Source organism: uncultured Dokdonia sp., from assembly GCF_947496725.1.
In the GTDB taxonomy this organism is placed as follows: Bacteria; Bacteroidota; Bacteroidia; order Flavobacteriales; family Flavobacteriaceae; genus Dokdonia.
The window spans coordinates 144,002-169,923 of record NZ_CANMDS010000003.1; the positions used below are offsets into that span (position 1 = coordinate 144,002).

General features: G+C 37.8%; 31 protein-coding genes. 22 read left to right on the forward strand and 9 right to left on the reverse strand.

Annotated elements, in window-relative coordinates; translation table 11 throughout:
- Positions 1–157: 157 nt before the first annotated feature.
- Together Q0948_RS07495 and Q0948_RS07500 are read left to right on the forward strand one after the other, a co-directional pair.
- A complete protein-coding gene (locus Q0948_RS07495; protein WP_298351014.1) occupies positions 158–661 on the forward strand; it encodes a hypothetical protein in 504 nt (167 codons plus the stop codon).
- A gap of 246 nt (positions 662–907) precedes the next feature.
- Positions 908–3,181 carry an aconitate hydratase gene (locus tag Q0948_RS07500; protein WP_298351011.1) on the forward strand — a complete coding sequence of 758 codons (2,274 nt, stop codon included), beginning with the start codon at positions 908–910 and terminating at the stop codon, positions 3,179–3,181.
- A gap of 58 nt (positions 3,182–3,239) precedes the next feature.
- Here Q0948_RS07500 and Q0948_RS07505 read toward each other — a convergent pair whose 3' ends face one another.
- A complete protein-coding gene (locus Q0948_RS07505; RefSeq protein WP_298351009.1) occupies positions 3,240–3,761 on the reverse strand; it encodes a VOC family protein in 522 nt (173 codons plus the stop codon).
- A gap of 158 nt (positions 3,762–3,919) precedes the next feature.
- Between Q0948_RS07505 and Q0948_RS07510 the strand changes: the two genes are divergently transcribed.
- The 4 genes from Q0948_RS07510 to Q0948_RS07525 all read left to right on the forward strand — a co-directional run bounded on the left by Q0948_RS07510 (position 3,920) and on the right by Q0948_RS07525 (position 6,812).
- Entirely contained in the window at positions 3,920–4,198 is a 279-nt protein-coding gene (locus tag Q0948_RS07510) for a helix-turn-helix domain-containing protein (protein ID WP_298351385.1), read from the forward strand.
- Between the two features lie 141 nt (positions 4,199–4,339).
- Positions 4,340–5,005 (forward strand): Crp/Fnr family transcriptional regulator, encoded by a 666-nt coding sequence (locus Q0948_RS07515; RefSeq protein WP_298351006.1) that lies wholly within the window; start codon positions 4,340–4,342, stop codon positions 5,003–5,005.
- 81 nt (positions 5,006–5,086) lie between these two features.
- A complete protein-coding gene (locus tag Q0948_RS07520; protein ID WP_298351003.1) occupies positions 5,087–6,163 on the forward strand; it encodes a hypothetical protein in 1,077 nt (358 codons plus the stop codon).
- A gap of 76 nt (positions 6,164–6,239) precedes the next feature.
- Positions 6,240–6,812, forward strand: coding sequence for a TlpA disulfide reductase family protein (locus tag Q0948_RS07525; RefSeq protein ID WP_299231288.1), 573 nt, complete (start codon positions 6,240–6,242; stop codon positions 6,810–6,812).
- On the opposite strand, the gene Q0948_RS07530 is transcribed toward Q0948_RS07525, so the two are convergent.
- From Q0948_RS07530 to Q0948_RS07550, 5 genes are all read right to left on the reverse strand, one after another.
- Positions 6,809–7,273, reverse strand: a complete 465-nt coding sequence (locus Q0948_RS07530; RefSeq protein ID WP_298350999.1) for a DUF6265 family protein — start codon at positions 7,271–7,273, stop codon at positions 6,809–6,811. The genes Q0948_RS07525 and Q0948_RS07530 overlap by 4 nt on opposite strands.
- Positions 7,274–7,291: 18 nt before the next feature.
- On the reverse strand, positions 7,292–7,873 hold the full coding sequence (locus Q0948_RS07535) for a tRNA-(ms[2]io[6]A)-hydroxylase (RefSeq protein WP_298351382.1): 582 nt from the start codon (positions 7,871–7,873) through the stop codon (positions 7,292–7,294).
- A gap of 35 nt (positions 7,874–7,908) precedes the next feature.
- Positions 7,909–9,840 (reverse strand): DNA polymerase III subunit gamma/tau, encoded by a 1,932-nt coding sequence (locus tag Q0948_RS07540; protein ID WP_298350997.1) that lies wholly within the window; start codon positions 9,838–9,840, stop codon positions 7,909–7,911.
- 58 nt (positions 9,841–9,898) lie between these two features.
- Positions 9,899–10,072, reverse strand: a complete 174-nt coding sequence (locus Q0948_RS07545; RefSeq protein WP_298350994.1) for a hypothetical protein — start codon at positions 10,070–10,072, stop codon at positions 9,899–9,901.
- Positions 10,073–10,155: 83 nt separating this feature from the next.
- Entirely contained in the window at positions 10,156–10,320 is a 165-nt protein-coding gene (locus Q0948_RS07550; RefSeq protein ID WP_021779273.1) for a Lacal_2735 family protein, read from the reverse strand.
- A 162-nt stretch (positions 10,321–10,482) separates the two neighbouring features.
- Between Q0948_RS07550 and Q0948_RS07555 the strand changes: the two genes are divergently transcribed.
- Genes Q0948_RS07555 through Q0948_RS07575 form a run of 5 tightly spaced genes read left to right on the forward strand, consistent with a single transcriptional unit; the run spans position 10,483 to position 13,357 of the window.
- Entirely contained in the window at positions 10,483–10,767 is a 285-nt protein-coding gene (locus Q0948_RS07555) for a 2TM domain-containing protein (RefSeq protein WP_298350989.1), read from the forward strand.
- 6 nt (positions 10,768–10,773) lie between these two features.
- Positions 10,774–11,085, forward strand: coding sequence for a 2TM domain-containing protein (locus tag Q0948_RS07560; protein ID WP_021779271.1), 312 nt, complete (start codon positions 10,774–10,776; stop codon positions 11,083–11,085).
- Positions 11,085–11,420 carry a 2TM domain-containing protein gene (locus tag Q0948_RS07565; protein WP_021779270.1) on the forward strand — a complete coding sequence of 112 codons (336 nt, stop codon included), beginning with the start codon at positions 11,085–11,087 and terminating at the stop codon, positions 11,418–11,420. The genes Q0948_RS07560 and Q0948_RS07565 overlap by 1 nt, the downstream gene beginning before the upstream one ends.
- A gap of 5 nt (positions 11,421–11,425) precedes the next feature.
- Positions 11,426–12,562: an amidohydrolase family protein gene (locus tag Q0948_RS07570; protein WP_298350981.1), complete on the forward strand. Its 1,137-nt coding sequence runs from the start codon at positions 11,426–11,428 to the stop codon at positions 12,560–12,562.
- Positions 12,563–12,598: 36 nt separating this feature from the next.
- On the forward strand, positions 12,599–13,357 hold the full coding sequence (locus Q0948_RS07575) for a LytTR family DNA-binding domain-containing protein (protein WP_298350978.1): 759 nt from the start codon (positions 12,599–12,601) through the stop codon (positions 13,355–13,357).
- Here Q0948_RS07575 and Q0948_RS07580 read toward each other — a convergent pair.
- On the reverse strand, positions 13,354–14,547 hold the full coding sequence (locus tag Q0948_RS07580; RefSeq protein ID WP_298350975.1) for an LETM1-related biofilm-associated protein: 1,194 nt from the start codon (positions 14,545–14,547) through the stop codon (positions 13,354–13,356). The two genes, Q0948_RS07575 and Q0948_RS07580, sit on opposite strands and share 4 nt — an antisense overlap.
- 31 nt (positions 14,548–14,578) lie before the next feature.
- On the reverse strand, positions 14,579–15,820 hold the full coding sequence (pepT, locus tag Q0948_RS07585) for a peptidase T (RefSeq protein WP_298350972.1): 1,242 nt from the start codon (positions 15,818–15,820) through the stop codon (positions 14,579–14,581).
- 107 nt (positions 15,821–15,927) lie between these two features.
- Between pepT and Q0948_RS07590 the strand changes: the two genes are divergently transcribed.
- From Q0948_RS07590 to Q0948_RS07600, 3 genes are read left to right on the forward strand one after another with little or no spacing between them, the layout of a single operon-like run.
- The gene (locus Q0948_RS07590) at positions 15,928–16,962 is read left to right on the forward strand and encodes a quinone-dependent dihydroorotate dehydrogenase (protein ID WP_298351379.1); all 1,035 of its coding nucleotides are present in this window, start codon (positions 15,928–15,930) and stop codon (positions 16,960–16,962) included.
- 36 nt (positions 16,963–16,998) lie between these two features.
- Complete coding sequence (locus Q0948_RS07595) at positions 16,999–17,160, forward strand: hypothetical protein (protein ID WP_298350969.1); 162 nt, start codon at positions 16,999–17,001, stop codon at positions 17,158–17,160.
- A 48-nt stretch (positions 17,161–17,208) separates the two neighbouring features.
- The gene (locus tag Q0948_RS07600; RefSeq protein WP_298350966.1) at positions 17,209–17,826 is read left to right on the forward strand and encodes a LysE family translocator; all 618 of its coding nucleotides are present in this window, start codon (positions 17,209–17,211) and stop codon (positions 17,824–17,826) included.
- Here Q0948_RS07600 and Q0948_RS07605 read toward each other — a convergent pair.
- A complete protein-coding gene (locus tag Q0948_RS07605) occupies positions 17,823–19,517 on the reverse strand; it encodes an alpha-glucosidase (RefSeq protein WP_298350963.1) in 1,695 nt (564 codons plus the stop codon). The two genes, Q0948_RS07600 and Q0948_RS07605, sit on opposite strands and share 4 nt — an antisense overlap.
- Before the next feature lie 481 nt (positions 19,518–19,998).
- Here Q0948_RS07605 and Q0948_RS07610 point away from each other — a divergent pair, with 481 nt between their 5' ends.
- From Q0948_RS07610 to Q0948_RS07645, 8 genes are all read left to right on the forward strand, one after another.
- Positions 19,999–21,369: a hypothetical protein gene (locus Q0948_RS07610; RefSeq protein WP_298350960.1), complete on the forward strand. Its 1,371-nt coding sequence runs from the start codon at positions 19,999–20,001 to the stop codon at positions 21,367–21,369.
- 203 nt (positions 21,370–21,572) lie between these two features.
- Positions 21,573–22,112 carry a bifunctional pyr operon transcriptional regulator/uracil phosphoribosyltransferase PyrR gene (gene pyrR / locus Q0948_RS07615; RefSeq protein ID WP_021779260.1) on the forward strand — a complete coding sequence of 180 codons (540 nt, stop codon included), beginning with the start codon at positions 21,573–21,575 and terminating at the stop codon, positions 22,110–22,112.
- A gap of 9 nt (positions 22,113–22,121) precedes the next feature.
- Complete coding sequence (locus Q0948_RS07620; RefSeq protein ID WP_021779259.1) at positions 22,122–23,051, forward strand: aspartate carbamoyltransferase catalytic subunit; 930 nt, start codon at positions 22,122–22,124, stop codon at positions 23,049–23,051.
- Positions 23,051–23,386, forward strand: coding sequence for a ribonuclease Z (locus tag Q0948_RS07625; RefSeq protein ID WP_298350956.1), 336 nt, complete (start codon positions 23,051–23,053; stop codon positions 23,384–23,386). Before Q0948_RS07620 ends, Q0948_RS07625 begins: the two co-directional genes overlap by 1 nt.
- An 11-nt stretch (positions 23,387–23,397) precedes the next feature.
- Positions 23,398–24,315: a ribonuclease Z gene (locus tag Q0948_RS07630; RefSeq protein ID WP_298350953.1), complete on the forward strand. Its 918-nt coding sequence runs from the start codon at positions 23,398–23,400 to the stop codon at positions 24,313–24,315.
- 9 nt (positions 24,316–24,324) lie between these two features.
- Positions 24,325–24,741: a hypothetical protein gene (locus tag Q0948_RS07635; RefSeq protein ID WP_298350950.1), complete on the forward strand. Its 417-nt coding sequence runs from the start codon at positions 24,325–24,327 to the stop codon at positions 24,739–24,741.
- Positions 24,742–24,792: 51 nt separating this feature from the next.
- Entirely contained in the window at positions 24,793–25,437 is a 645-nt protein-coding gene (gene pdxH, locus Q0948_RS07640; protein ID WP_298350948.1) for a pyridoxamine 5'-phosphate oxidase, read from the forward strand.
- 1 nt (position 25,438) lies between these two features.
- On the forward strand, positions 25,439–25,921 hold the full coding sequence (locus Q0948_RS07645) for a histidine phosphatase family protein (protein ID WP_298350944.1): 483 nt from the start codon (positions 25,439–25,441) through the stop codon (positions 25,919–25,921).
- The last annotated feature ends 1 nt before the right edge of the window (position 25,922 follow it).

Genomic DNA, 25,922 nt, shown 5'->3' on the forward strand with positions numbered 1-25,922 from the left:
TTGTCTAATTTTTTTCTCAATATCTGCCATATTTAAGGTATTTCAACACCTAAGTAAAAACACAAATTTGTGTATTTCATCGAATATTTGTGTTTTTCAACGATGATTTGAGGTGTTTATTATACATTTGAATTATACGCCCCAAATCATAAGTATAATGAAGAAATATATATACTACACAGCTTTAAGTTGTTTACTAGCTTTTACCTCTTGCTCAGTAGAAGAAACGGTACCTAATAATACATTGGGTAATGAGAACGGATTTCAGTACAATAGCGTTGCTTACATTACAGATATGGTATATGTAACACCACAGGGAGACGTGATACTTTCTAATAGTAATCTCTCTGATGATGGATCTGCAAGTGATGTAGATGTGGCTGTATTTAAAACTACTGAGAATAACTTGCTAGAAAGATCATATTATGTAGGAGGTGATCTCACAAATTTTGTTACTGTAGCAAATGGTAATCTTAATCAAGGAGAAGTGACAGACGGCGACTTTATTCTTGATCAGGATAATGTTTCTTCTGGTTTTTTTAGAATTGTTTCTGTAGATAGAAATAAGAAAGAAATCCACATCATTTTTGAATTTCAGCGCACAGATGGTGATCTAGTAGCTGGCTCTTTTGATGGAAATTATGCATTAAGTACATTTTAATACAACGTTTTCGCGAAAGCGTAATTATCAACATATAAATTTAACCCCTTCAAATTATTAATATGATAATTTGAAGGGGTTCTTTTTTAGAATTGTGTAATCTGAAGTTTAATTTTTATGCACCTTCATAAATCTCACTTTCTCTAGATGAAGCGCCCATTGTACTATTGCTATTAAGTAGGGTATTTTGTACTTTCGTAGACCGTTTTTAGAACGGAATTATTTAACAACCTAATACATAAATATATGGCATTTGATATTGATATGATCAAGAAGGTTTATGCAAGTATGGCAGAGCGTGTAGACGCGGCTCGTGATCTTGTAGGTAAGCCCCTTACACTTTCTGAAAAGATTTTATATTCTCACCTTTGGGATGGGAAGCCTTCTACGGCATTTGCACGTGGTAAAGACTACGTAGACTTTGCTCCAGATCGTATCGCTTGTCAAGATGCTACGGCGCAAATGGCGCTATTGCAGTTTATGCAGGCTGGTAAGGATAAAGTAGCAGTACCTACAACGGTACACTGTGATCACCTTATACAAGCAAAAGAAGGTGCAGCAACAGACCTTAAAAATGCAAACAATGTCTCTAGCGAGGTTTTTAACTTCTTAGAGTCGGTTTCAAATAAATACGGTATTGGTTTTTGGAAACCAGGAGCTGGTATTATACACCAGGTAGTTCTTGAGAACTACGCATTTCCAGGAGGAATGATGATAGGTACAGATTCTCACACAGTAAACGCTGGTGGTCTAGGTATGGTAGCGATAGGAGTAGGTGGAGCAGATGCTGTAGATGTTATGGCTGGTATGGCTTGGGAGCTTAAATTCCCTAAGCTTATAGGTGTAAAACTTACAGGTACTATTTCTGGATGGACAGCGCCAAAAGACGTTATCCTTAAAGTAGCAGAGATTCTTACTGCAAAAGGAGGTACAGGTGCTATTGTAGAGTACTTTGGCCCTGGAGCAGAGTCTTTATCTTGTACTGGTAAAGGTACTATTTGTAATATGGGAGCAGAGATAGGAGCAACCACTTCTACATTTGGATATGATGCTTCTATGGAGCGTTACTTACGTGCTACAGATCGTGCAGATGTTGCAGATGCTGCAAACAATGTAAAAGAATATCTTACTGCAGATGCAGATGTTTATGCAAATCCAGAACAATATTTTGACCAAGTAATTGAGATTAACCTTACTGAGCTTAACCCATTACTTAACGGTCCTTTTACTCCAGACCTTTCTACAGCTGTAGGGTCTGATATGACAGAAAAAGCAACAAAAAATGAGTGGCCACTAGAAGTAGAGTGGGGACTTATAGGTTCTTGTACTAACTCTTCTTATGAAGATTTATCTAGAGCTTCATCTATTGCTCAACAAGCAATAGATAAAGGAATAAAAATGAAAGCAGAGCTTGGTATCAACCCAGGGTCTGAGCTTGTGCGTTATACAACAGAGCGTGATGGTATCTTAGATATTTTTGAAAATCTAGATGCTAAGATATTTACAAATGCTTGTGGACCTTGTATCGGGCAGTGGGCTCGTTATAGCGATCCTAAAAATGCGCCAAAAAACAGTATCGTACACTCGTTTAATAGAAACTTTGCAAAGCGTGCAGATGGTAATCCAAATACACACGCCTTTGTAGCATCACCAGAGATTACTGCTGCTATAGCAATTGCTGGTAGATTAGATTTTAACCCAATGACAGATACGCTTCTTAATGAAGATGGTCAAGAGGTTAAATTTGATGAGCCTACAGGATGGGAATTACCTCCTAAAGGATTTGAAGTACAAGATAATGGTTACCTAGCTCCGGTAGAAGATGGAAGTGGTGTCGTTGTAAGTGTATCTCCTGATTCTGAAAGGCTAGAGCTCTTAACGCCATTTACACCTATCCAAGATAGTGAGATGCAGGGTATGAAGTTACTTATCAAAGCATTTGGTAAGTGTACAACAGATCACATCTCTATGGCAGGACCTTGGTTACGTTATAGAGGACACTTAGATAACATTTCTAACAACTGTCTTATAGGTGCTGTAAACGCCTTTGGAAAAAAGACAAACTTTGTTAAAAATCAACTTACAGGTGAGTATGGTGGAGTGCCAGACACACAACGTGAGTATAAAAAGGCAGGAATTAAAACTGTAGTTGTAGGAGATCACAACTATGGTGAAGGTTCTTCTCGTGAGCACGCGGCAATGGAGCCTCGCCACCTAGGCGTAGCTGCAGTGATTGTAAAATCTTTTGCACGTATACACGAGACAAACTTAAAGAAGCAAGGTATGTTAGGTCTTACCTTCCAGAACGAGGCAGATTATGACCTTATTCAAGAAGATGATACTTTTAACTTTGTAGATATTGCAGATTTTACTCCAGATACTCCACTTACAGTAGAGATCGTTCACGCAGATGGAAGCAAAGACACTATTAAAGTAAACCACACGTACAACGATGCTCAAATCGCTTGGTACCGTGAGGGAAGTGCTCTTAACTTAATCAAAAAAGAGAACGCTGCATAAGCACATCTCTTTTAAGTATATAAAAAAACTCCGCTAGTAATAGCGGAGTTTTTTTTGTTTAAGCTGGTTTGCCTGTGTAAGCTCCAGATGAGTAGGTTAACTCATAACTATGTGTGTATACCTCAAAAACAATCCCAAAAGGATCTTCTACATAACACATCTTAAATGGTTTCTCTTTTGGGTAATACTCACGTATAGGCATTCTTTGTTTTCCTCCGTGAGCGACTATTTTATCTACTAGCTCTTCAATTTGTGGATCTTGTATACAAAAGTGAAATAACCCAGTATGAAACGGATTAAAAGCAGGAGCTTTTTTGACTCCGTGCGGAAATGAAAATAGCTCCACACCGATACCGTCTGATGTGGCTAGGTGTGCAATTTCAAATTCTTCCCAATCTGTCCCAAAAACATCAATACACATTTGCCCTATCGCAGTATCTGTTTCTTTTTTTACGGTAGATGGTTCCATAATTACATACCATCCCATAACCTCTGAGTAAAATTGTACTGCAGCTTCTATATCTGGAACGGTGAGCCCAATGTGGGAAAATGACTTTGGATAATTATTTTCTGTTTTCATAGATTGTTATTTTAAAGTCAAAATTAGAGTATATTGTATCTTAAGGCAATAACGCACCATAAAGTATGATAGTTACTAAAAGGTGTAAAATAATGATTGTTAATTAAGTAAAAATAAAACTTTTGGAAAATAATAACATTTGCCCACTCCATTATACAATGCAACTTATAGGCACAAAGTGGAAACCGCTAGTTCTTTTTCATTTACTTGACCAGCCACTTAGATCTGGTAAACTCCAAAAGCACATTAATGGGATATCAAATAAAATGTTTACTCAAACGGTAAGAGAGCTCGAGAGGGATGGACTGGTTTTTAGAAAAGTATATCCTGTTGTGCCTCCTAGGGTGGAATACGGTCTCACTAAGAGAGGAGAAACGCTTAGAGATATATTACTCAGTTTAGATAAATGGGGAGTAGATGATGCTGCGAGTAGTTAGTATTTATAAGATACTCTTGTGATGATTAGTAGTTTTGAGTACGCTTTCGCGAAAGCGTGATTCACCTTTCAATATTTACTATAGTTGTAAGAAAATGTTAAAATGTTCGACAGAGCTTATGATCACTAACTTCATATTGCGATGTCAAAAATTTGGTTTTTAGAAGATGTAAATGTTTTTGGAGCCTTATGCCCACACAAAACAAAAAGATATAGAGAGCGTAATCATTTTTGCCAATACGGAAAGCAAGATTATATCTACTTTGAAGAAGATGCGGCTACAAAGGTCTATCTTATAGAAAAGGGTAAGGTAAAACTAGGTTACTATGCCGAAGATGGTAAAGAAGTGGTACGTGCAATACTTACAAAGGGAGAATTATTTGGCGAAAAAGCAATACTTGGTGAGGAGTCTCGCAGTGAGTTTGCACAATCGCTAGATGCTCAAACTATGGTGTGCCCAGTGCCAGTAGGGCAGATGCAGGAGTTAATGCGATCTAACAGAACCTTTAGTCTCAAAGTATATAAGTTTTTAGGAATGCGTTTTAAAAAATTAGAACGTCGCTTAGATTTATTACTTTTTAAGGATGCCACGACTCGTGTAAAGGAATTTCTTGATGAACTTGCCGACGATTTTGGCTACTGCTGCCCAAATACTGGAGACACAGTAATAAAACACCCATATACACAAAAAGATATTGCCAGTCTTATAGGAACCTCACGTCCTACTTTAAATGCTATAATGAATGATCTCAAGGCAGTAAATTTTTTAGACTTCTCGCGCAATGAAATTAGACTTAAAGTCGCATAATTTTTCCAAATGTAAGCTAGCTTACATTTAAAGATAACAGATGGTAATAGTTTTACAGTATAAAAAACAAATTACTATCAAATGAAAAAACAATTGCTATTAGGATGCTTAGCTCTAGGAGCTTTATTTGCATCTTGTGAGTCTGATGATGACAACACAAACACAATCACTCCAGAGGCAGGTATGCTAGAAGGAGGTCCATTTACATTCTTTGTAGACGGTATGCCAGATATGGTGACAGGAGTCTCAGTGAGTGGTGAACTTGCCGGTGACGTTACTACCTTTGTGGTAACAGATGCAGATCGTAATATTTTAGGAATCCCACCTACAATTGATGCCTTAGAAGGAGTAAACTTTGATGATGCTGGAGTAGGTGCTTGTTATGTGTACCATCTTGCATATCAAGACGGTCTAGCTGGACTTGCAATGGGTGAAAATCTAGATGACTTTTCTGGAGATTTTGATTTATCTAACTTTATTATCGTAAATCGTAATGCAGGACCTATGGCAGCAGAGATTGTAGGAGGACCTTTTGAGTTTTGCGTAGATGGAACACCAGATATGGTGAGCGGTTTATCACTTACTGGTGATTCTGTAGGATCTGAGAGCACGTGGGTAATAACATCAGACACAGGGGAGATTTTAGGATTACCACCTACACTTGAAGCAGTACAAACTGTAGTAGATTTTGATGCTGCCGGACCAGGAGTATGTCTTATATGGTATATGAGATATGAAGAAGGTGTAGAGGGTCTAGAAGTAGGAGGAAATACAAACGATCTCACTGGACCTTTTGATCTTTCAGAACCTGTAGAAGTTGTGCGTAACCAAACCCTAGCTGCCGAAATTACGGGAGGTCCTTTTACCTTTACTGTAGATGGCACGCCAGATATGGTTTCTGGTTTAGGCCTTACAGGTGACAGTATGGGGTCGCTTAATACTTGGGTAATTACATCAGATACTGGTGAGATTTTAGGATTGCCACCTACGCTTACAGCTGTAGAGGGAGTAAACTTTGACGATGCAGGTACAGGCGTTTGTCTTATCTGGTACCTACGTTATGAAGATGGACTTGAAGGTTTAATGGTGGGAGCAAATGCAAATGATCTAGAAGGATGTTATGATCTTTCTGAGCCTGTAACGGTTACTCGTAACTAGCGGTTACACCATTTTAATAATAAAATATGTAAGTTTAATGCGTGTATACGACTCTTGTATACACGCATTATTTTTTATGAAAAAGCAAAAGAAGTTTACCTGGCAAAATGTTCTATTTATAGTAGTGATATTGTTGTTACTTATACCACAAACTAGAACGCCTATACAGGTGGCCTTAAATAAAGTTAAGATGGCAATTTTTTCTCCTTCCGCTTTCGCGAAAGCGGACCAGCAACAACTTAAACCATTTACATATAGCCTTACATCACTAGATGGAGCGCCCAAAGAAGTATCTATAGGAACAGGAAAAGTAACCTTTATAAGTTACTGGGCTACCTGGTGCCCGCCTTGTATAGCAGAGCTACCATCTATAGAAGCTTTATATGAAGATTATGGCGACAAAGTAGAATTTTTACTTATCACAAATGAAAACCCAGAAGTAGTAGCCCGGTTTATGGCAAAAAAAGATCACAAACTACCGGCAGTCTTACCAGCTATGGAAACTCCAGAACAACTCTTTGAGCGTTCTATACCTACAACATATATTATAGATAAAACAGGTCATATCATTATAAAAGAAAAAGGAGCATCAAACTGGAATAGTGATGCTGTGCGTACTACACTAGATGAGCTTATTACCGAAGATTAATCTTCCATTCTCCAGAAGATAAATGGAATCTCTGTATCCTCTGCAGAGATGGTCGCTGTGAGCACATCATCAAAGTACGAGTACGTAATTACCTTTGGAAACTCATTATCAGGATTTACAGCTGTAAATGCACTGTTTGTATGTTGAGTAATTTTAAAAAGTGTAGGGTTTTCATTAGGACCACTTATAGAAAGTATCCACTGTTCTTGCTTTTTGTAAATGCGCATACGTTCATTAAAAACTGTATCCTCATCTTCTATGGTATAACCGTGACCTCTCAAGTCCTCGCTAGTTGTCACCCTCCAGTGTTCTGACGTTGCACTACCACCTTTACTATTAGTACGTTCCCAATCACCTATGAGGTAATCAAATTGACTAGTAACAACAGTGTGTTTCTCTTCATTTTTACAAGAGTAGAGAAGGAGTGTAAAGAGAGATAATAAAAGTAATGTGTAGCGCATAATGATGACGATTATACCTTATCCGTGCATTGTTTCTTTAACGCTTAGATCTTTCATTACTTGCTTTTCAAAATCAAGTAATTCTTGCCACTTAGCGTCTACCTTTTTGCGTTCTCCATATTGACGGGCAAAATTTAAGAACATTGTGTAGTGTCCTGCCTCACTTATCATAAGCTTACGGTAAAACTTTGCGAGTTTTTTATCTTCTAGTTGTTCAGAAAGTAATCTAAAGCGCTCACAACTTCTTCCTTCTATAAGTGCTGCTACGAGTAACCTATTTATCAAGCTTTCTACTCTTGAGCCACCTTTTGGGAAGTAAAAACGTAGTTTATGTACATATTCATCTTTACGTTCTCTACCTAAGTGTAAACCTCGTTCCACCATAAGGTCGTGCACCATTTTAAAATGGCTCATCTCCTCGATAGCTAGATCACTCATTGCTGCTACAAGCTCTGAGTATTCTGGAAAACCTATAATAAATGAGATTGCGCTAGAGGCTGCCTTTTGCTCACAGTAAGCGTGATCTGTAAGGATTTCTTCTATGTTTTTTTCTACTATATTTACCCACCTAGGATCTGTAGGTAGTTTAAGATGTAGCATCTGTATTGCTTCTTTATTTTCCATAGCAAAGGGTTTTATAAGTCTAGGTCAAAGGTCTTTCTCAAAATATCCAGAGCAGGATTTTGCTCTCTTAATTTATCGTATTTTTCTTGAGGAGTGTAGGCATATTTGCGCTGTACTTCTTCATTTACAGTGATATCAAGGGTGATATCATAGTTTTTTAAGCTTCTTTTTAAATATTCAAGTAGTGGGCCTTGTGCTCGTTCTACCTCAATTTTCATTGTTTCGTTAGGGTACTCTAGTTCTATAGTCGTACCGTTAAGAGTAGGTTGGTCTGCCTCAAGGTTTGAAGCGATGATGCGTTCTCCTTTTTGTAGTAATTTTTGTACGTAAGAAGCCCAAGCGGCTTGCATTGCGATTTCTGTAAAAGGTTCTGATGGCAAGTTTTGCACATCTACTTTTTTATCTGCCTTTTGTTGTTCAAGTTCTTTTTTGCGTTGCAATCCTTTTAGAGAAAGCCCTGATACTCTGTCTTTACGTATAGATAGGCTTGGAGTTGCCTGTGTAGTAGGTGAGACTTGAGCAGATACAGGTTGCTCTGGTTGAGCAGGAGTAGCTGGACTTGTTTGCTCTGTTGCTGGTACAGTTGCATTAGTTTCAACGGTGGTTGGTGAAACTTGCGTAGTCACTTGCGACTCATTATCGCTTACTGGAGTAGCTATGTTGTTATTTACGGGCTGCTTTTCTGTAATAGCTGGTTCTTGTACCTGTTGTACAGGTGATGTTTGTTGAGCTTGCGTAGGGCTATGTACGGCTTGCCCTTGTGGAGTTTGAGGTTGTGCTACCTGCTGTACGGCCGGAGTGTTAACTTGAATTTGTGTTGTTTGTGTAGCACCTACCTTATAATAAGATGGCGGAACTATGAATGGACCGTCATTTTTTTTTTCTCCATCAAAAGTGATAGAGGCAAGTTGCATAAGGCTTAGTTCTACCAGTAATCTCTGGTTGCGACTAGTTCTATACTTGAGATCACAACTGTTTGCAATATCTATCGCTTCCATTAAGAAAGCCATTGTTGTTTTTTGTGATTGCTCGTAATATTTTTTCTTAGTACTGTCACCTACTTCTAGTAAATGTATTGTAGGTGGGTTTTTACAAACCATTAGGTCTCTAAAGTGGGATGCAAGACCCGCGATAAAGTGATGCCCGTCAAAACCTCTTGCTAGGATATCATTAAACTGTACGAGTACCTGCGGGATATCATTTGCAAGTAAAAGATCTGTAGTTGTAAAGTAGGTGTCGTAGTCTAATACGTTTAGATTTTCGGTTACCGCTTTTCGCGAAAGCGTCTTTCCACTAAAACTTACTACTCTGTCAAAAATTGATAATGCGTCACGCATTGCTCCATCTGCTTTTTGTGCGATAATGTGCAGTGCTTCTTCATCTGCTTCTATCCCTTCTTCGTCAGCGATTTGTACTAAGTGCTTGCGCGCGTCTGCTACTGTGATACGTTTAAAGTCAAATATTTGACAACGTGAGAGTATAGTAGGTATGATTTTATGCTTCTCTGTGGTGGCAAGTATGAATATGGCGTGCTTAGGTGGTTCTTCTAGTGTTTTAAGAAAAGCGTTAAAAGCAGCTGCAGAGAGCATATGGACCTCATCTATAATATAAACTTTGTACTTACCTACTTGAGGAGGTATACGTACTTGATCTATGAGGCTTCGTATATCATCTACAGAGTTATTTGAAGCGGCATCTAGCTCAAAAACATTGAAGGCAAAGTCTTCATCTGGGCTAGTATTTTCGTCTGTGTTAATCTGTTTTGCTAGTATACGTGCACAACTCGTCTTTCCCACTCCTCTAGGACCACAAAAAAGTAGTGCCTGTGCTAGGTGGTTGTTTTGAATCGCATTTTCAAGCGTGTTAGTAATAGCCTGTTGTCCCACAACATCTTTAAAGGTGGTAGGGCGATATTTTCGAGCTGATACTATGAAGGGTTCCATACTCACAAATATAAAGGGGTATGTAAAATTATACTAGTGAGTATGGCCTCTTTCTTGTTTACTTATTAACAGTAAGGGCAGATACTTTTTGATCTATGACCTTTACCATTATTTGATAGCTGTGACTTGCCATCTCGTCTGTACCGTTCCATTTTTTTGCATTTGAGATTGCTTTTTTACGGTACGCTTTTAAGCGCCTCAGTTTTTCTGAGGAATAGAATAGGGATTTCATATAAGAGTGTTTAAGGTTTGCTGTTGTAAAATAGAAAAAATCTTACAATACTTAATAGAAAATCAAAACATTATGTTAAAAAGTTATGAATGTCGTGATATCTCTTTTTCTATTTCGGCAGCTTCTGCATATAGCTTATCGCTTGCACTTCGGTCACTCTTAGATAGTTGGAAGGCTTGTTCTAGTATCTTTTTGTGTTTTTCTTGTAGTTTTTCAACTGGGCTTTTCTTTTTAAATAATCCAAACATTTCTTTTTTTTATTTTAAAGATACGGCTTGTAGCGGTCTTTTTCAAGGCTATATATGTCCGTTTTACAATTGAGGGCATATTTTCTACAATTCGGTAACTGCAACTTTAAAAAGAAGCAATTTGATATGATATTTACACCATCAATCAATAACAAAGTAATTATGAGAACTTCAGATCAAGAAAACAAATATCAAAGAGCACAAGCGAGAGTAGGAGAACTTAAAGAGTTTTATAACCATTTAGGCATTTATTTAATTTTTGTCGTATTCTTTCTAGCGCTTAACTATTTTACGAGCGCTTATTTTTGGGCAATCTTCCCTATATTAGGTTGGGGGCTTGGTATATTAGGCCACGCAGCAAATACCTTTAGATGGAATCCTTTTTTCTCAAAAGACTGGGAGCAGCGTAAGATAGATGAGTACTTACGTAATGATGATTTAAAATAATAACATATGGAAACGCCACAAGAAAAATATCAAAGAGCTGCGGCTCACGTACAAAAGGTGCGTAAGTTTTATGGTAAAATCATAAATGCTGTCATCGTTTGTGCCGTTATCGCGGGGATAAATTATTATGTAAATGAGTTTAGAAATCCTTGGGTGCTGTGGGTAGTAGGCTTCTCACTTCTAGGTATTGTGATAGATGGTCTCAAACTGTTTGGTCTAGGTATCTTTTTAGGAAAAGGATGGGAACAGCGCAAAATACAAGAACACCTAGAGAGAGATGAAAGAGAAAATTCTTCAAACCCTATAATAAGAAAGTAATGGAGTATAGCAAAGAAAAATATGAACGCGCAAAAAAACGCGTAGCAGATGAGAAAGGTTTTTATAATCACCTTACCGTCTATCTAGTAATAAACACCTTACTACAGCTGTTTTATTCAGGTATCTTTTTTGACTTACATATCGGTGAGTATGCGCCGTGGTGGGTGCGATTTACAACACCATTTTTCTGGGGATTGTCTCTATTTATACATTGGATTTATGTTTTTAAAGGCTTTAGATTCTTAAAAGGTATACGTAAGTGGGAAGAGCGCAAGATTAAAGAGTTTATGCAAGAAGAGGAGGAAGAGTTTTCTTCACGCTTTCGCGAAAAATAGAAGCTATGAAAACACTACTACTCACGCTCCTGCTAGTTATAACTTCTATAACTAGCGCTCAAGGAGATTTTGTTATAAACAATGTAACACTATTTAATGGTGAAGAAATTTTAGAAAACCGCTCTGTAGCAGTAAGTAACGGAACGATAACTAAAGTATCTAAAAGACCCCAAAAAGCCGAAACCATCATAGACGGTCGAGGTAAATTCTTAATGCCAGCTCTTACAAATGCACACGTGCACACTTGGGCATTACCACAGCTTAAAGAAGCAGCTCAAGCGGGAGTGCTCAACCTACTAGATATGCACGGTATGGAACCTATGCAAAAAGCAATGGTAGAAGCCAGAACCTCTCTAGATGGTGCCAGATTATACAGAGCGGGATATGCTGCCACGACAGAGGGTGGTCACGGTACACAATATGGATTTCCTATACCCACTTTAAGCAAACCAGCAGATGCTGAACCGTGGGTGAATGACAGAGTAGCTGCAGGTGTAGATTATATTAAAATCATAGTAGAGCCGTGGAAGAAAACTCTAGATAAAGAAACGGTAGCACAGATTATAAATGAAGCACACAAAGCAAGTAAAATTGCAGTTGTACACGTTTCAAATGAAGAAGATGCTTATAATTCCTTAATTAGTAATGCAGATGGACTCGTACATATCTATCACGATAAACCTATGACAGACCAGCATTTGCAAAAGCTGGTAGGAGAGAAGGACTTTTTTGTAATTCCTACAATTTTAACCACAGTATTGATACAGCCTTTATACTTTAATAAAACTACAGAGGAGACAGCTCTTATAGAAGCAAATCTTTTAAAAGAGGTAAAACGTTTGTATGACGCTGGTATACCTATACTAGCAGGTACAGATCCACCTAATGCAAATATTAATATAGGAAGTGATTTGTATAAAGAGTTGGCTTTTTTCGCGAAAGCGGGATTACCCATAGAGGCTGTACTAGCAAGTGCTACGTCACTACCTGCAGAGAAGTTCTCTCTAGAAGGAGTAGGGTACATAAAGAAAGGTTATAAAGCAGATTTGCTATTGCTGGAGCAATCACCAGTAAATGATGTAATGAAGCTCAATACATTATCACATATCTGGAAAGAAGGTACCCTTGTCGAGCAAGAATAAGAATTAGTATTTTTACGTAAATCAAAGCACAAATAAATGAATGTACTCATCATAGAAGACGAAAAACCATCTGCTAGAAGACTTAATAGAATGCTAGCTGAACTAGGAGTAACTGTAAACGAAATGCTACACTCTGTAGCAGAAGCAGTGGCTTGGTTTAAGTCTAATGCGCATCCTGATTTGATTTTTTTAGATATCCAATTATCTGATGGCTTGTCTTTTGAAATTTTTGATGAGATAGAGGTTAAGAGTGCTATAATTTTTACTACAGCTTTTGATGAGTATGCTTTACAGGCTTTTAAACTTAACAGTGTAGATTATTTACTTAAACCCATAGATGACGAAGATCTTGAGAAGGCGGTAAACAAGTTTAAGGAGCGCACACCTAAGCCGCAAAATGTAGCTCTTAACTTTGAAGATATACGTAAGCTTCTAGGCGCTACGCCGGTAGAGCGGGAGTATAAAAAGCGTTTTACTACTAAGGTAGGGCAGCATATAAAAATGATTCCTATAGACGAGATTGAGTGTTTTTATAGCGAAAACAAAGGGACCTATGCCGGTACTATAGAGGGGCGCAATTACTTGCTAGATACTACGCTGGAGCTTCTGGAAAATGATCTGGAGCCTGAGACATTCTTTCGCGTAAGCAGAAAGTATTATGTAAATATTAATGCCATTGCAGATATTATAGCATACACAAATTCTAGACTTAAGATAAAGCTTAACAACTGGGATGAGCAAGAAATAATTGTGAGCCGTGAGCGCGTAAAAGATTTTAAAACCTGGATTGCTTAATCTTCAAGATTTTCATTAAAAGCACTTGGAAGCATTTTTGGGATAAGTCGCACGAGTATAGGTAGTAACAAACCACCTCCAGGTAGTAAAAATACTGCGAGTGACGGTATACTTTTACAAATATCTAACAGCTGATTTTTCACCAGTTTACGTTCGTCTTTAGATAAATCCCGCGTGGTAGATTGCCCCAGTAATATGACCAGATCGCGGCTCTCACGTATCTCTCTTACTAGTCTTTTACTATTGCGAGAGATGAGATTACTTACCGTGCTAGTGGTCTGGTTATAAAAATGCTTTACAGGATTACTGTAGTTGAGATAGGCTACTTCATCACTATGCTCGGTAAGGAAGGTTTTTACAGCAAGTACACCCTCTAGATAGCCTTTTTCATCTAGGCCCATTACAGTGCAAAATTCCATAATAAAAAGACGCTCGTGCTCATCTATTTTTTGATCATCCCAGAGGGATAAACTACATAAGTCAAGTAGGTATTGTTGCTCTAGCGGTTCTGTGACTATACTTAAGTCTATCTCTGTAACCCGTGTATGTGTGTGCTTAATTAATGAGTTATAACGCAGCGAACTTTCAAAAAGCTTTATGAGTAGCTTGTTGTACTCATCTTTACTTTCTTTTTGTTGCAGGGCTAACCAGATGGTCTCAGTAAGTACGGCTTCTAGCTTTTTTGCATACTCATAAGGATCTTCTTGTGTAATAAGGTAGTGGTCAAAACTTAAGATGTCTATATAAACCAGTGCATTAGTTATAATGTGACTAAAGTTTTTTTGTAAAACAGACTCGTTAGTCTGTACACGCTGGTGTATGATTTTTTCTACCTTATACTCAAGTGACCCTTTACCTATAGGGATATTTATGATGTACTGTTCCTTCTTATCAAGTAATTTGTAAAAAGCGATGATGGCCTCAAGGCAATCTTCTTTTCTTGCATTTGTAATAGTATCGTAATAGGTGAATGCAAGTGCGTCAAAAAGGTTCACCTTTGTCTTTTCTTGAGTAGTCCAGGTAAGACCTTTAGGTTGTTTTTCTGTTATGGTATCTAGAGAGTGCCCATAAATAAATCCCACCGCTCGCAATGCCTCATAGAAGTCTTCTTCATCCATCGTATTCTTGTCTATAAAATCAAGAAATGATGAGAAGTGCTTTTTTACCCAGCCAGTTGCAGAGGGATTCATTTTATTTACTTTTTAAATAGATTGCTACCTGTTATGCTTTCTTTTGAGCAGTAAGCTCTGCAATTTTTACAATGACCTCAACGGCCTTCATCATACTCTCTACAGGAACATATTCATATCTACCGTGAAAGTTATGACCGCCAGCAAAAATATTAGGACAAGGTAATCCCATAAAAGATAGTTGCGATCCATCTGTACCACCACGTATAGGTTTTATGAGTGGCTCTATATCAAGTGCCTTCATAGCTTCTTCTGCAATGTCTACAATGTGCATTACAGGTTCTACCTTTTCACGCATATTAAAATATTGATCTTTTACCTCAACGGTAACGAGCTCTTTTTCTAGCTGTGCATTAAGCTCACCTGCTAGTTGTACCATCATAGCTTTGCGAGCTTCAAAATGTCCTTTATCGTGATCTCTTATGATGTACTCAAGTTTTGTGCTATCTACACTCCCTTCTATATTATGAAGGTGAAAGAATCCTTCTCTATCTGAGGTATGCTCTGGAGTTTCTAGTCTAGGTAAGCTATTTATATAATCTGTAGCGATATACATACTGTTTACCATCTTACCTTTTGCATAACCGGGATGAACTATTTTACCCTCTATGGTAACCACAGCACCTGCGGCATTAAAATTTTCATACTCAAGTTCACCTATCTGGCTACCGTCCATCGTATATGCCCAGGCAGCTCCAAATTTATCTACATCAAATTTATGCGCTCCGCGGCCTATTTCTTCATCTGGCGTAAAGCCTACACGTATCTTACCGTGTTTTACTTGAGGATTTGCCAGCAAGTATTGCATTGCTTCCATAATCTCAGTAATCCCAGCTTTATCATCTGCTCCTAGAAGGGTAGTACCATCTGTAGTTACAATAGTTTGACCTTTGTATTGTTTAAGATCTTCAAAATAATCTGGAGATAATACAATATTCTGCTCCTTGTTAAGCATAAGATCGCCTCCATCATAGTTTTCCCATATTTGCGGTTTTACATCTTTACCCGTAAAATCTGGAGTGGTGTCAAAGTGTGCGACAAACCCTATAACTGGCACCTCATAATCTACATTGCTAGGTAATGTAGCCATTACATATGCATTCTCATCTATAGTAACCTCTGTCATCCCCATTGCTTCTAGTTCATCACGCAGTTGTCTTGCGAGGTCCCACTGGCACTCAGTACTAGGGGTTGTGTCACTTGCGGGATCACTTTCGGTATAGGTGGTTACGTAGCTTATAAATCTTTTGAGTAGTGCGTCTTTATCTATCATTGTGGGTGGTTATGAGTGCGCTTTCGCGAAAGCGTAAAAATCATCATTCAGTTCTACTTCAAAAATACCTCTTTTTGGAGTATTTTTGCACCACAGAAATCACCGAAATGTACAAACTCCTTATACGCCCGATTCTATTTTCTTTTGATCCAGAAAAAGTGCACTATTTTACCTTTAGATGGATAAAACGACTGCATAAACTCGGACTTTCTGGAATACTCAATAATATGGGTAAAGTAGAAGATAAGCGCCTAGAGAGAAAAGTATTAGGTCTTACCTTTAAAAACCCCGTAGGTCTTGCCGCAGGGTTTGATAAAGATGCAAAACTTTTTAATGAGCTAGGGGATCTTGGTTTTGGTTTTATAGAGATAGGTACGGTCACGCCTAGAGCTCAAGAAGGAAACCCAAAGCAACGCCTCTTTAGACTAAAAGAAGATCAAGGTCTCATAAACAGAATGGGATTTAACAATGGCGGTGTAAAAGAAGCAGCAAAGCGACTTAAGACTAGAAAAAATAATTCTATTATAATAGGAGGGAACATAGGTAAAAATACCGACACAGACCCAAAAGATTATACAGAGGACTATCTTACGTGTTTTCACGAGTTACATCCCGTGGTAGATTACTTTGTACTCAATGTAAGTTGTCCTAATGTATCTAGTCACGCAAAGCTTAATGATAAGGATTACCTAGAAGAGCTTATACAAGCAGTACAAAAAGCAAATGCGTCTTATGAGATACAGCGCCCTATTGTTCTTAAAATCGCACCAGATCTAAATGACCAGCAACTAGATGAGATTGTGGGACTTGTAAAAGACACAGGCCTAGATGGTGTAATAGCGAGTAATACATCTGTAAATCGTGAGGGACTTAAAGTTACAGATGCTAGACTAGAAGAGATAGGTAACGGTGGTTTAAGTGGTAAACCTGTAACAGATCGCTCTACAAGAGTTATAAAATATCTAGCAGATAAGAGTAATAGATCATTTCCTATTATAGGGGTAGGTGGTATACACAGTGCGCAAGATGCGCTAGATAAAATAGAAGCTGGTGCCTCGCTGGTACAATTATATACTGGCTTTGTGTATGAAGGGCCAAGTCTCATAAAAGACATAAATAAAGCAATACTAGCGAAAGGATAAGAAACAACTCTCGTCTACAAGTTTTTATTTATAACTATGAGAAATTCTCACAAACTTATTTTTGCCTCCATTGCCGTTATGCTTTTTGTAATGAAGCCAGATGTGGCTGCATTTATTCCACAATGGCTCAAACTTGCAGTTGCGGGCTTGTTACTAGTTTTAGGTTTTTACACAATGTGGAAAGAACGACAGTGGTAATCGTGTTTGCTTTTTCCTTATTTTAGGGCTTCATAAACCTACCTATCTGTGATAGCATCTTTACTAGCCTTTCTTGCAGCAACTGCCTTACTAGCATTTTCGCCTGGACCAGATAATATATATGTACTTACTCAGAGTATTGCAAATGGGAGTAAATCTGGACTAGCAACTACAGCTGGGCTTATTACGGGTTGCATTGTGCATACAACGCTAGTTGCCTTTGGACTCTCTGCAATTATAGCAGCTTCTCCTTATCTGTTTCTCGCAATAAAAATTGTAGGGGCAGTTTACTTACTCTACCTGGCTTACAAAGTGTTTAAAAGTGATAGTACTATAAACCTAGCAGAAGCAGCGCCAAAGAAAACATATCTCGCACTCTTTAAACAGGGCGTACTTATGAATATCCTTAACCCCAAGGTCACCATATTTTTTCTAGCGTTTTTCCCAGGTTTTCTCTGGGATCCTGAGGGTAATACGGTGTTTCAATTTTATGTGTTAGGTATTGTATTTATGGTAGAGTCGTTTTTGATTTTTGGATCTATAGCTATTGTTGCTGGTAAAATATCACATATACTACGCACCAGTGAGAAAGCTGGGGTTGTCTTAAAATGGCTACAAATTATTGTATTTATTGGTATTGCGATATTTGTACTATCAGACTACTAGTTTTCTAATTTATATACAATAGCTTGCCAAGGTCTTAATAAGAATTCTTTAAAAGTTTTATCATCAAGTATCTTGTCATTTGAGATGAGTTTTATCTTTCTATTGTAACTTAATGATAAGGGTAATGAGAATCGCTCCACCTCGTTAGAAAAATTGAGAAGGATAAGGAACCTCTGGTCCTCTTGGGTTCTTGTATAGCAGTATACACGCTCGTGCTCTGGCCGTATGCACTCATAATCTCCATATACTAGCGCTGGGTGCGTTTGTCTAAGTGCAGTAATATCTTTAAAATAAGAAAGAACAGAATGCTTGGTTTTAAGCTGTGCTTCTACATTTACTCCATTTTCATAATCTGGATTTACTTTTATCCAGGGAGTTGCGCTTGTAAATCCAGCATTTGTGCTTGTATCCCATTGCATAGGTGTGCGTGCATTTTCTCTAGCTGCGTGTTGCTCACTTTGCATAAAGGCTTCTAGATCGCCACCTCGATTTTGTACAGTTTTATACCTATTTATTGTATTTATATCTCTATAATCTTCTATATCTGTAAAGCATACATTAGTCATACCTATCTCATCACCTTGATAGAAGTAGGGGGTACCTCGCATAGTGAGTAAAAAGGTGTGGAGTAGGGTAGCGCTGTTTTTCCAGTGTTCTGGACTATCATTCCCCCAGCGGCTTACAGACCTTGGGAAGTCGTGGTTTGCGAGAAATAAGGAGCCCCATCCAGCTTTTTGAAAAGCAGCATCCCAGTCACTAAATACTTTTTTAAATTCCACAAGACTATATCCTCCTTCCCTCATTTTAAAAACTTCTCCAGGAGCTCTATCTAGGCTCATCAAGTCAAAGTGAAAGAACATATCCATCTCCTTACGATCCTCGTGTACAAAATCCAGCGCTTGGTCTATAGCTATGCCAGGACCTTCACCTACGGTAAATGCATCATACTTTGAGATTACCTCTGTATTAAGTTCATTAAGATACTCGTGTACCTTAGGCCCATTTGCATAATAGGCAATATACTCGTGCGGCTCTGTCGCATTAATCTCTGGATAGCTAGTGTCTTTACTTATAAAGGGAATAACATCCATACGGAAACCATCTACTCCTTTTTTAAACCAGAAATGCATCATATCATATACCTCCTTGCGCACGGCTGGGTTTTCCCACTTAAGATCTGGTTGCTTTACGGCAAAGTAGTGTAGGTAGTAAGCATCTGTTTGCTCATCATATTTCCAGGCATTTTGTTCTACATCAAAGTAGCTCCATCTTTTAGGCGGCGTTCCTTTTTCGGCAGGCCACCAGTGAAAGTAATCTCGATAGGCATTATCTCTAGAAGATCTACTCTCTTTAAACCACTTGTGCTCATCACTGCAGTGATTAACTACAAGATCCATAATGAGACGTAACCCTCTTTCTTTCATACCAGAGAGTAGCTCATCAAAATCTTCCATAGTGCCAAACTCTGCCATTATCTTGCGATAATCACGTATGTCGTACCCATTATCATCATTTGGCGAGTCATATATAGGGTTTAACCATATAATGGTAACACCAAGACTTGCTATATAATCTAGTTTTTCTATAATACCACGTAAATCTCCTATACCATTTCCGGTAGTGTCATTAAAAGATCTAGGGTAAATCTGGTATACAATACCTTCTTTCCACCAGGTTTTAGTTTGCGACATAATGTGTAAAATAAGATGAGTTACGAAGTTAGGTATCTATACGCTTTCGCGAAAGCGTAAAAAGATCTTCTCTTCATCTAAGCTCGCGTTTTGATAATCAAGGCATTAAACAAAAACAGCAGATCTAGGCTTTATTAATTCATTTTTGTAAGAATAATCATCAAAATAAATTGCTAAATTTTTTAAAAAGTAGTTAATGTTAAATTCGTAAAACGTTGAAAACGTAGCTATTAATCGAGTGTTTAAAAAGAATTTTCTCACGTTATCGAAAAATTGTAAGAATTTACTTTTTGTTTAGCATTCTGTTTTAGCTTTACAATGTTGATAAAGATCAAACGCCTTCCCCCTTTAGTTTGTATCTCAACGTCCTCCCCCGTAGTAAATTGATTAAGCGCACATTAGTGCACTCCATACTATTGTAAAATAGTAGAGATAGACTGTATTTATTAACCATTTATTTATTAATCTAATTTTTTATACTATGAAAAAATTAATGATCAGTGCTGCGGCGCTAGTATTTGCTACAACAGTTGTAGCGCAAGACAATGTAAGCTCTGTAGAGCAAGTAGGAGATGCAAACCTTTCTACAGTATTACAAGTAGGATCTATTAACAACAACAAACTAGTTACTAAGGGGGACAATAACACTGCAGAGGTAGTATCTCTAGGTAGAAACAACCGTAATGTAAATAGTCAAGGTGGAGATGATAACAACTTTGAAGTATTACAAACAGGAAGTCACAACTCTTCTAGAGTTAACCAAGGTCAAGTATCTAGTAACGGTGCTGTGACACGTGTAGGTAATGACAACGAGGCTCGTTTATTACAAGATGGAGTAGGAAACTCTTCTGTAATTAATCAATACTCTGCAACTCCTGGACAACTATCTAATGACAATGAGGCTGTTGTAAGTCAAGTAGGAGATGGTAATGCAAGTGTTGTAGGTCAAGACGGAGATTTTAACTTTGCAGACACTGCTCAAAATGGAAATGATAACGACGCTATCGTAAGCCAGGTTGGAGATTCTAACTTTTCTGAAGTAGATGCGCAAGGTAACTCTAACGTTGCAAGAGTATACCAAGGTGGACAGTCTAACACTAGTACAATTCTTTCTTCTGGAAACGGAAACTTTGCAGATACTGCTCAACAAGGAACTCTTAATGATTCTACAGTAGATCAGTTTGGAGACGGAAACTCTTCTGAGGTAGACGCACAAGGTAACTCAAACATTGCACGTACGTACCAAGGTGGTAATAACAACGACAGTTCTATATTTTCTACAGGAGATAGCAACTTTGCAGATACAGCACAGCAAGGTAATGGTAATAGCTCTGAAGTAATCCAGACTGGAGATTCTAACTTTTCTGAAGTAGACCAACAAGGTAACGGAAACTTAAATTTTGTTTCTCAAGTAAGTAATAATAGTAGCTCTGACGTTTTTCAAGTAGGAGACGGAAATGATACTCGTGTAAGCCAGTTAGGTGAGAGCCAGGTGTCTTTTGTATCACAACTAGGTGATTCAAATGTTGCACGTGTTTATCAAGGTGGAGATTCTAACTTAAGTGTTATTGCTCAAGACGGTACTTCAAACTTTGCAGATACAGCACAGCAAGGTACTAATAACTTATCTGGAGTTTTACAGATGGGAACAGGTAACCAGTCTGAAGTAGATCAATTAGGAACTGCAAACCTTTCTTTAGTAGGTCAATTTGGAGCAGGAAACGTATCTACAGTATTACAAGACGGTACGTCTAACGGGTCTCTAGTAGGTCAGTTAGGTACAGGTAACACAAGTACAGTTTCTCAAACAGGAACTGGTAACGCTTCTGTAGTATTACAAGCTGGATTCTAAGCATAAAAACATAAAGCCATTATAGACATTGTAGTTATTATTAATTAATAATTATATAAATGGTGAAAGCACTACCGTATGGTGGTGCTTTCTTTTTTTAGAGAAGGGGTTGCAGAGTACGCTTTCGCGAAAGCGTAACAAACCCTACCAGTAAACCTTAATATTGTGTAACTTTGTCCTCCGAACAGATTTCGGAAATATCTATGAGCCAAAAAGTACTTCTTAACGCGACAGAGATCAACATCATTCTCAATCGTCTGGCTTGTCAACTCATTGAGAATCATCTAGATTTTAAAGAAACCGTTTTAATAGGTATACAGCCCAGAGGTGTCTACTTAGCCGAACGTATTAAAAAGTTATTAATAGAAGAATATGCCATAGAAGAAATAAGGCTAGGCTATCTTGATATCACTTTTTATAGAGATGATTTTAGAAGAACAGAGAAGACGCTAGAAGCAAATAAGACCAAGATTGATTTTGTAGTAGAAAAGAAAAAGGTAGTCTTTATAGATGACGTTCTTTATACAGGTAGAAGCATTAATGCTGCTCTTACTGCAGTACAAAGCTTTGGACGTCCAGAAGAGGTAGAGCTACTATGTCTTATAGATAGAAGGTTCTCTCGACACCTACCTATACAACCAGATTACAAAGGGAGACAGGTAGATGCCATAAACGAAGAAAAAGTAAAGGTGTGCTGGAAAGAAAATGAAGGCGAAGACACCGTATATCTTGTAAAAAGCTAATTTTTGAGTATGAGTGAGCTTAGTGTCAACCATTTGCTGGGTATTAAATATATCACTGCTGCAGATATTGAACTTATTTTTAAAACGGCAGATCATTTTAAGGAAGTGATTAATAGACCTATTAAAAAAGTTCCTTCTTTGCGTGATATTACCATCGCAAATCTATTTTTTGAAAACAGCACCCGTACAAAGCTCTCTTTTGAGCTAGCCGAAAAGAGACTAAGTGCAGACGTAATTAACTTCTCTGCTGCAGCCTCCTCTGTTAAGAAGGGAGAAACACTTATAGATACCGTAAATAACATCTTATCTATGAAGGTAGATATGGTGGTAATGCGTCACCCTAATCCTGGAGCAGGTATATTTTTATCAAAACATATTAAGGCAAGTATTGTAAACGCTGGAGATGGAGCACACGAGCACCCTACGCAAGCGCTACTAGATAGTTACTCTATACGTGAGAAACTAGGTGACGTTGCTGGAAAAAACGTGGTTATAGTGGGCGATATTTTGCACAGTAGAGTAGCACTCTCAAATATTTATGCCCTTAAGCTACAAGGAGCAAATGTAAAAGTTTGTGGACCCAAAACATTAATGCCTAAGTACATTGAGTCACTAGGCGTTGAGGTAGAACTAGATTTAAGAAAAGCACTAGAGTGGTGTGATGTGGCAAATATGCTTAGAGTACAAAACGAGCGTATGGACATAAGTTACTTCCCTAGTACTAGAGAGTACACCCAGCAGTATGGAGTCAATAAACAACTGCTTAACTCACTCAATAAAGAAATTGTAATAATGCACCCAGGTCCTATAAATCGAGGTGTAGAGATTACCAGTGATGTTGCAGACTCAGACCAGGCTATTATTCTAGATCAAGTACAAAATGGGGTAGCCGTGAGGATGGCTGTCATCTATTTACTTGCGTCAAAAATTAAGCAATAATGAAAATTATAGAAAAAGATACATACACTATACTAGGAGACGAGCGTGATGACGTGTTAGACTTTGCGATGTATCTGGAGAAAATAGTACCATTACATTACGATAAAAAAAATCTTGTTATAGATTTATTAAAGTATGAGAACCTCACTCTAGACCAGCTAGTGCAGTTTATAAAACTGTCTAACTACCAGCGTGGTGGTAAGCTCTCTTATGTGATTGTAAATACAGGTATAGATTATGACCTTGTACCAGACGAGATGGTGGTAGTCCCTACGCTAGAAGAGGCTGGAGATATTATCGCGATGGAAGAGATAGAGCGTGATCTCGGTTTTTAAAAAGTAATATAATGTCTAGCAATCTACATCTTACCATATTAGGTTGTTATGCAGCTGCGCCCGGTAGTTATAAAAACCCCACCTCTCAAGTTTTAGAAATACGCAACAATCTATTTCTCATAGACTGTGGTGAAGGTACTCAAGTAGCCTTACGACGCAATAAGATTAAGTTTGCCCGTATTAAACACATTTTTATATCACACCTGCACGGTGATCATTTTTTTGGTCTTATGGGCGTGATAACAACTTTTAGTTTACTTAAACGTACTGCACCACTTACCATTTATGGACCTAAGGGTATAAAAGAGCTTATCTTACTGCAATTAAAACTCACAAAAGGATTTACAAGCTATCCCTTACACTTTCGTGAAATAACAAGTAAGGAGCCAGAAGTGATTTTAGAAAATGAAGAGATTACGGTAACCACTATACCACTCAAGCATCGCATCTATACAAATGGTTTTTACTTTGAAGAAAAACTAGGTGAGCGCAAGCTAGATATAACTGCTTGTTTAAAACTAGATATAGATCGTGCATATTATAATAAAATAAAGCAGGGGGGAGATATCACATTAGATAACGGGACAGTTGTAAAAAATGAACAACTCACCTTTGATCCGCCGCAACCTAAAAGTTATGCTTATTGTAGTGATACTGCTTATTATGAAGAAATTGTACCACAAATACAAGGGGCAACAGCATTGTATCACGAGGCTACATTTCTAGAAAGTCACGCACACTTGTGTAAACCTACTGGGCACAGTACAGCAGCACAAGCAGCTCAAATAGCAGCTATGGCTGGAGTAAAAAATTTAATATTAGGTCACTACTCTGTACGATATGGTGATTTACAAGAATTTATAAAAGAAGCCACACCCTACTTTGAAAATGTACACCTAGGTGACGATGGTAAGAATTTTACCTTTTAAAAAAAGATTATGATGGAAGAAGAAGTAAAGAAAATAGCAAAACCTATTTTAGCAAGATTACAAGTACATTTTGATGGTTTAATCCCTCGTAACCTGTTTCTTGTTAATCCAGATATACGTCTTAAAAAAGTTAATAAAACCTACGGTTCTACCTCTGTAAAGGATAGCATAAGTATTGCGTTTAAGGTTTTCATTTTTGAAGATCAATATATCTGTGAGTACTTTTTAAATGCAGATGGATACACTGAGCACCGCAGGTATAATATAGATAGAGATCAGGTAGAAATGCTTGAAAATTTTGAGGGGCAGTTTGGTGCAGAAGATTTTGATGATGATGATATGGACTATGAAGAATTTACCCGTATTAGAAAACACAATGATAAGGTGAGAAAACTCTTGATAAAGAAAGGGTTTATGAGGAAATAATACTGCCACTTCCACTTTTAATTTTATAGCGGTCTTTGTACATTTACTACAATGAACAGGGACTTACACGACTACAGAAAATCATACGAAAAAGGCGAGTTACTTATACAAAACGTCGCACAACATCCTATAGATCAATTTAAAACTTGGTTTAAAGAGGTAGAAGAAGCTGGAGGTATTGCAGAGCCTAACGCGATGACTATTGCCACGCTAGGCGATGACGGTTTTCCAAAATCAAGAATTGTACTTCTTAAAGAATATGACCAGCAGGGATTTGTATTCTACACAAACTACACGAGTGAGAAAGGAGTGAGTATCGCACAACATCCTAAAGTGGGTGTTTCTTTCTTTTGGCCTAATTTAGAGAGACAAGTCATTATAAAAGGTGATATAGAAAAAGTTTCAGACGCTCGTTCGGATGCATATTTTAATAATAGACCTAAAGACAGTCAGCTAGGGGCTTTAGTTTCAGACCAAAGCACTGTTATAAAAGATAGAACTGTTCTTGAGGAAAAGATGATTTCGCTTAAAGCGAAATATAAAAATCAAGATATACAGCGTCCCTCACACTGGGGTGGTTACATTATAAAACCAGTTACAGTTGAGTTCTGGCAAGGTAGACCAAGTAGATTACACGACCGTGTGCGCTATCGTAAAGAAGGTGATAACTGGATAATAGAGCGACTAGCACCTTGATATGAAAACATTATACCTAGTACGACACGCAAAGTCAAGTTGGAAATTTGATGTAATAGACCACGAGCGACCGCTCAATGAGCGAGGCCTTGAAGATGGACCAAAAATGGCGGCACATATTGCGGCTACAATGCCTAAGCCAGATCTTTTAATGAGCAGTGACGCCTTAAGAGCAAAGACTACTGCAGTATTTTTTGCAAAGGCATTTACTATTCCAGATAAAGAGATTATACTTAATCATAAAATGTACGATTTTGAAGGACGTGATGTGGTTGAGGTGATAAAGAGTGTAGGTGATGAGGTAGATACACTTATGGTTTTTGGTCATAATAATGCAATGACAAATTTTGTAAATTCCTACGGTGATTTACGAGTAGATAATGTAGCTACTGCAGCATTTACGGCTATCACATTTGAGATTCATAATTGGCAAGATTTAATACCCGGAAAGACAATTTATCATAAGGCTCCAAAAGAACTTTAAA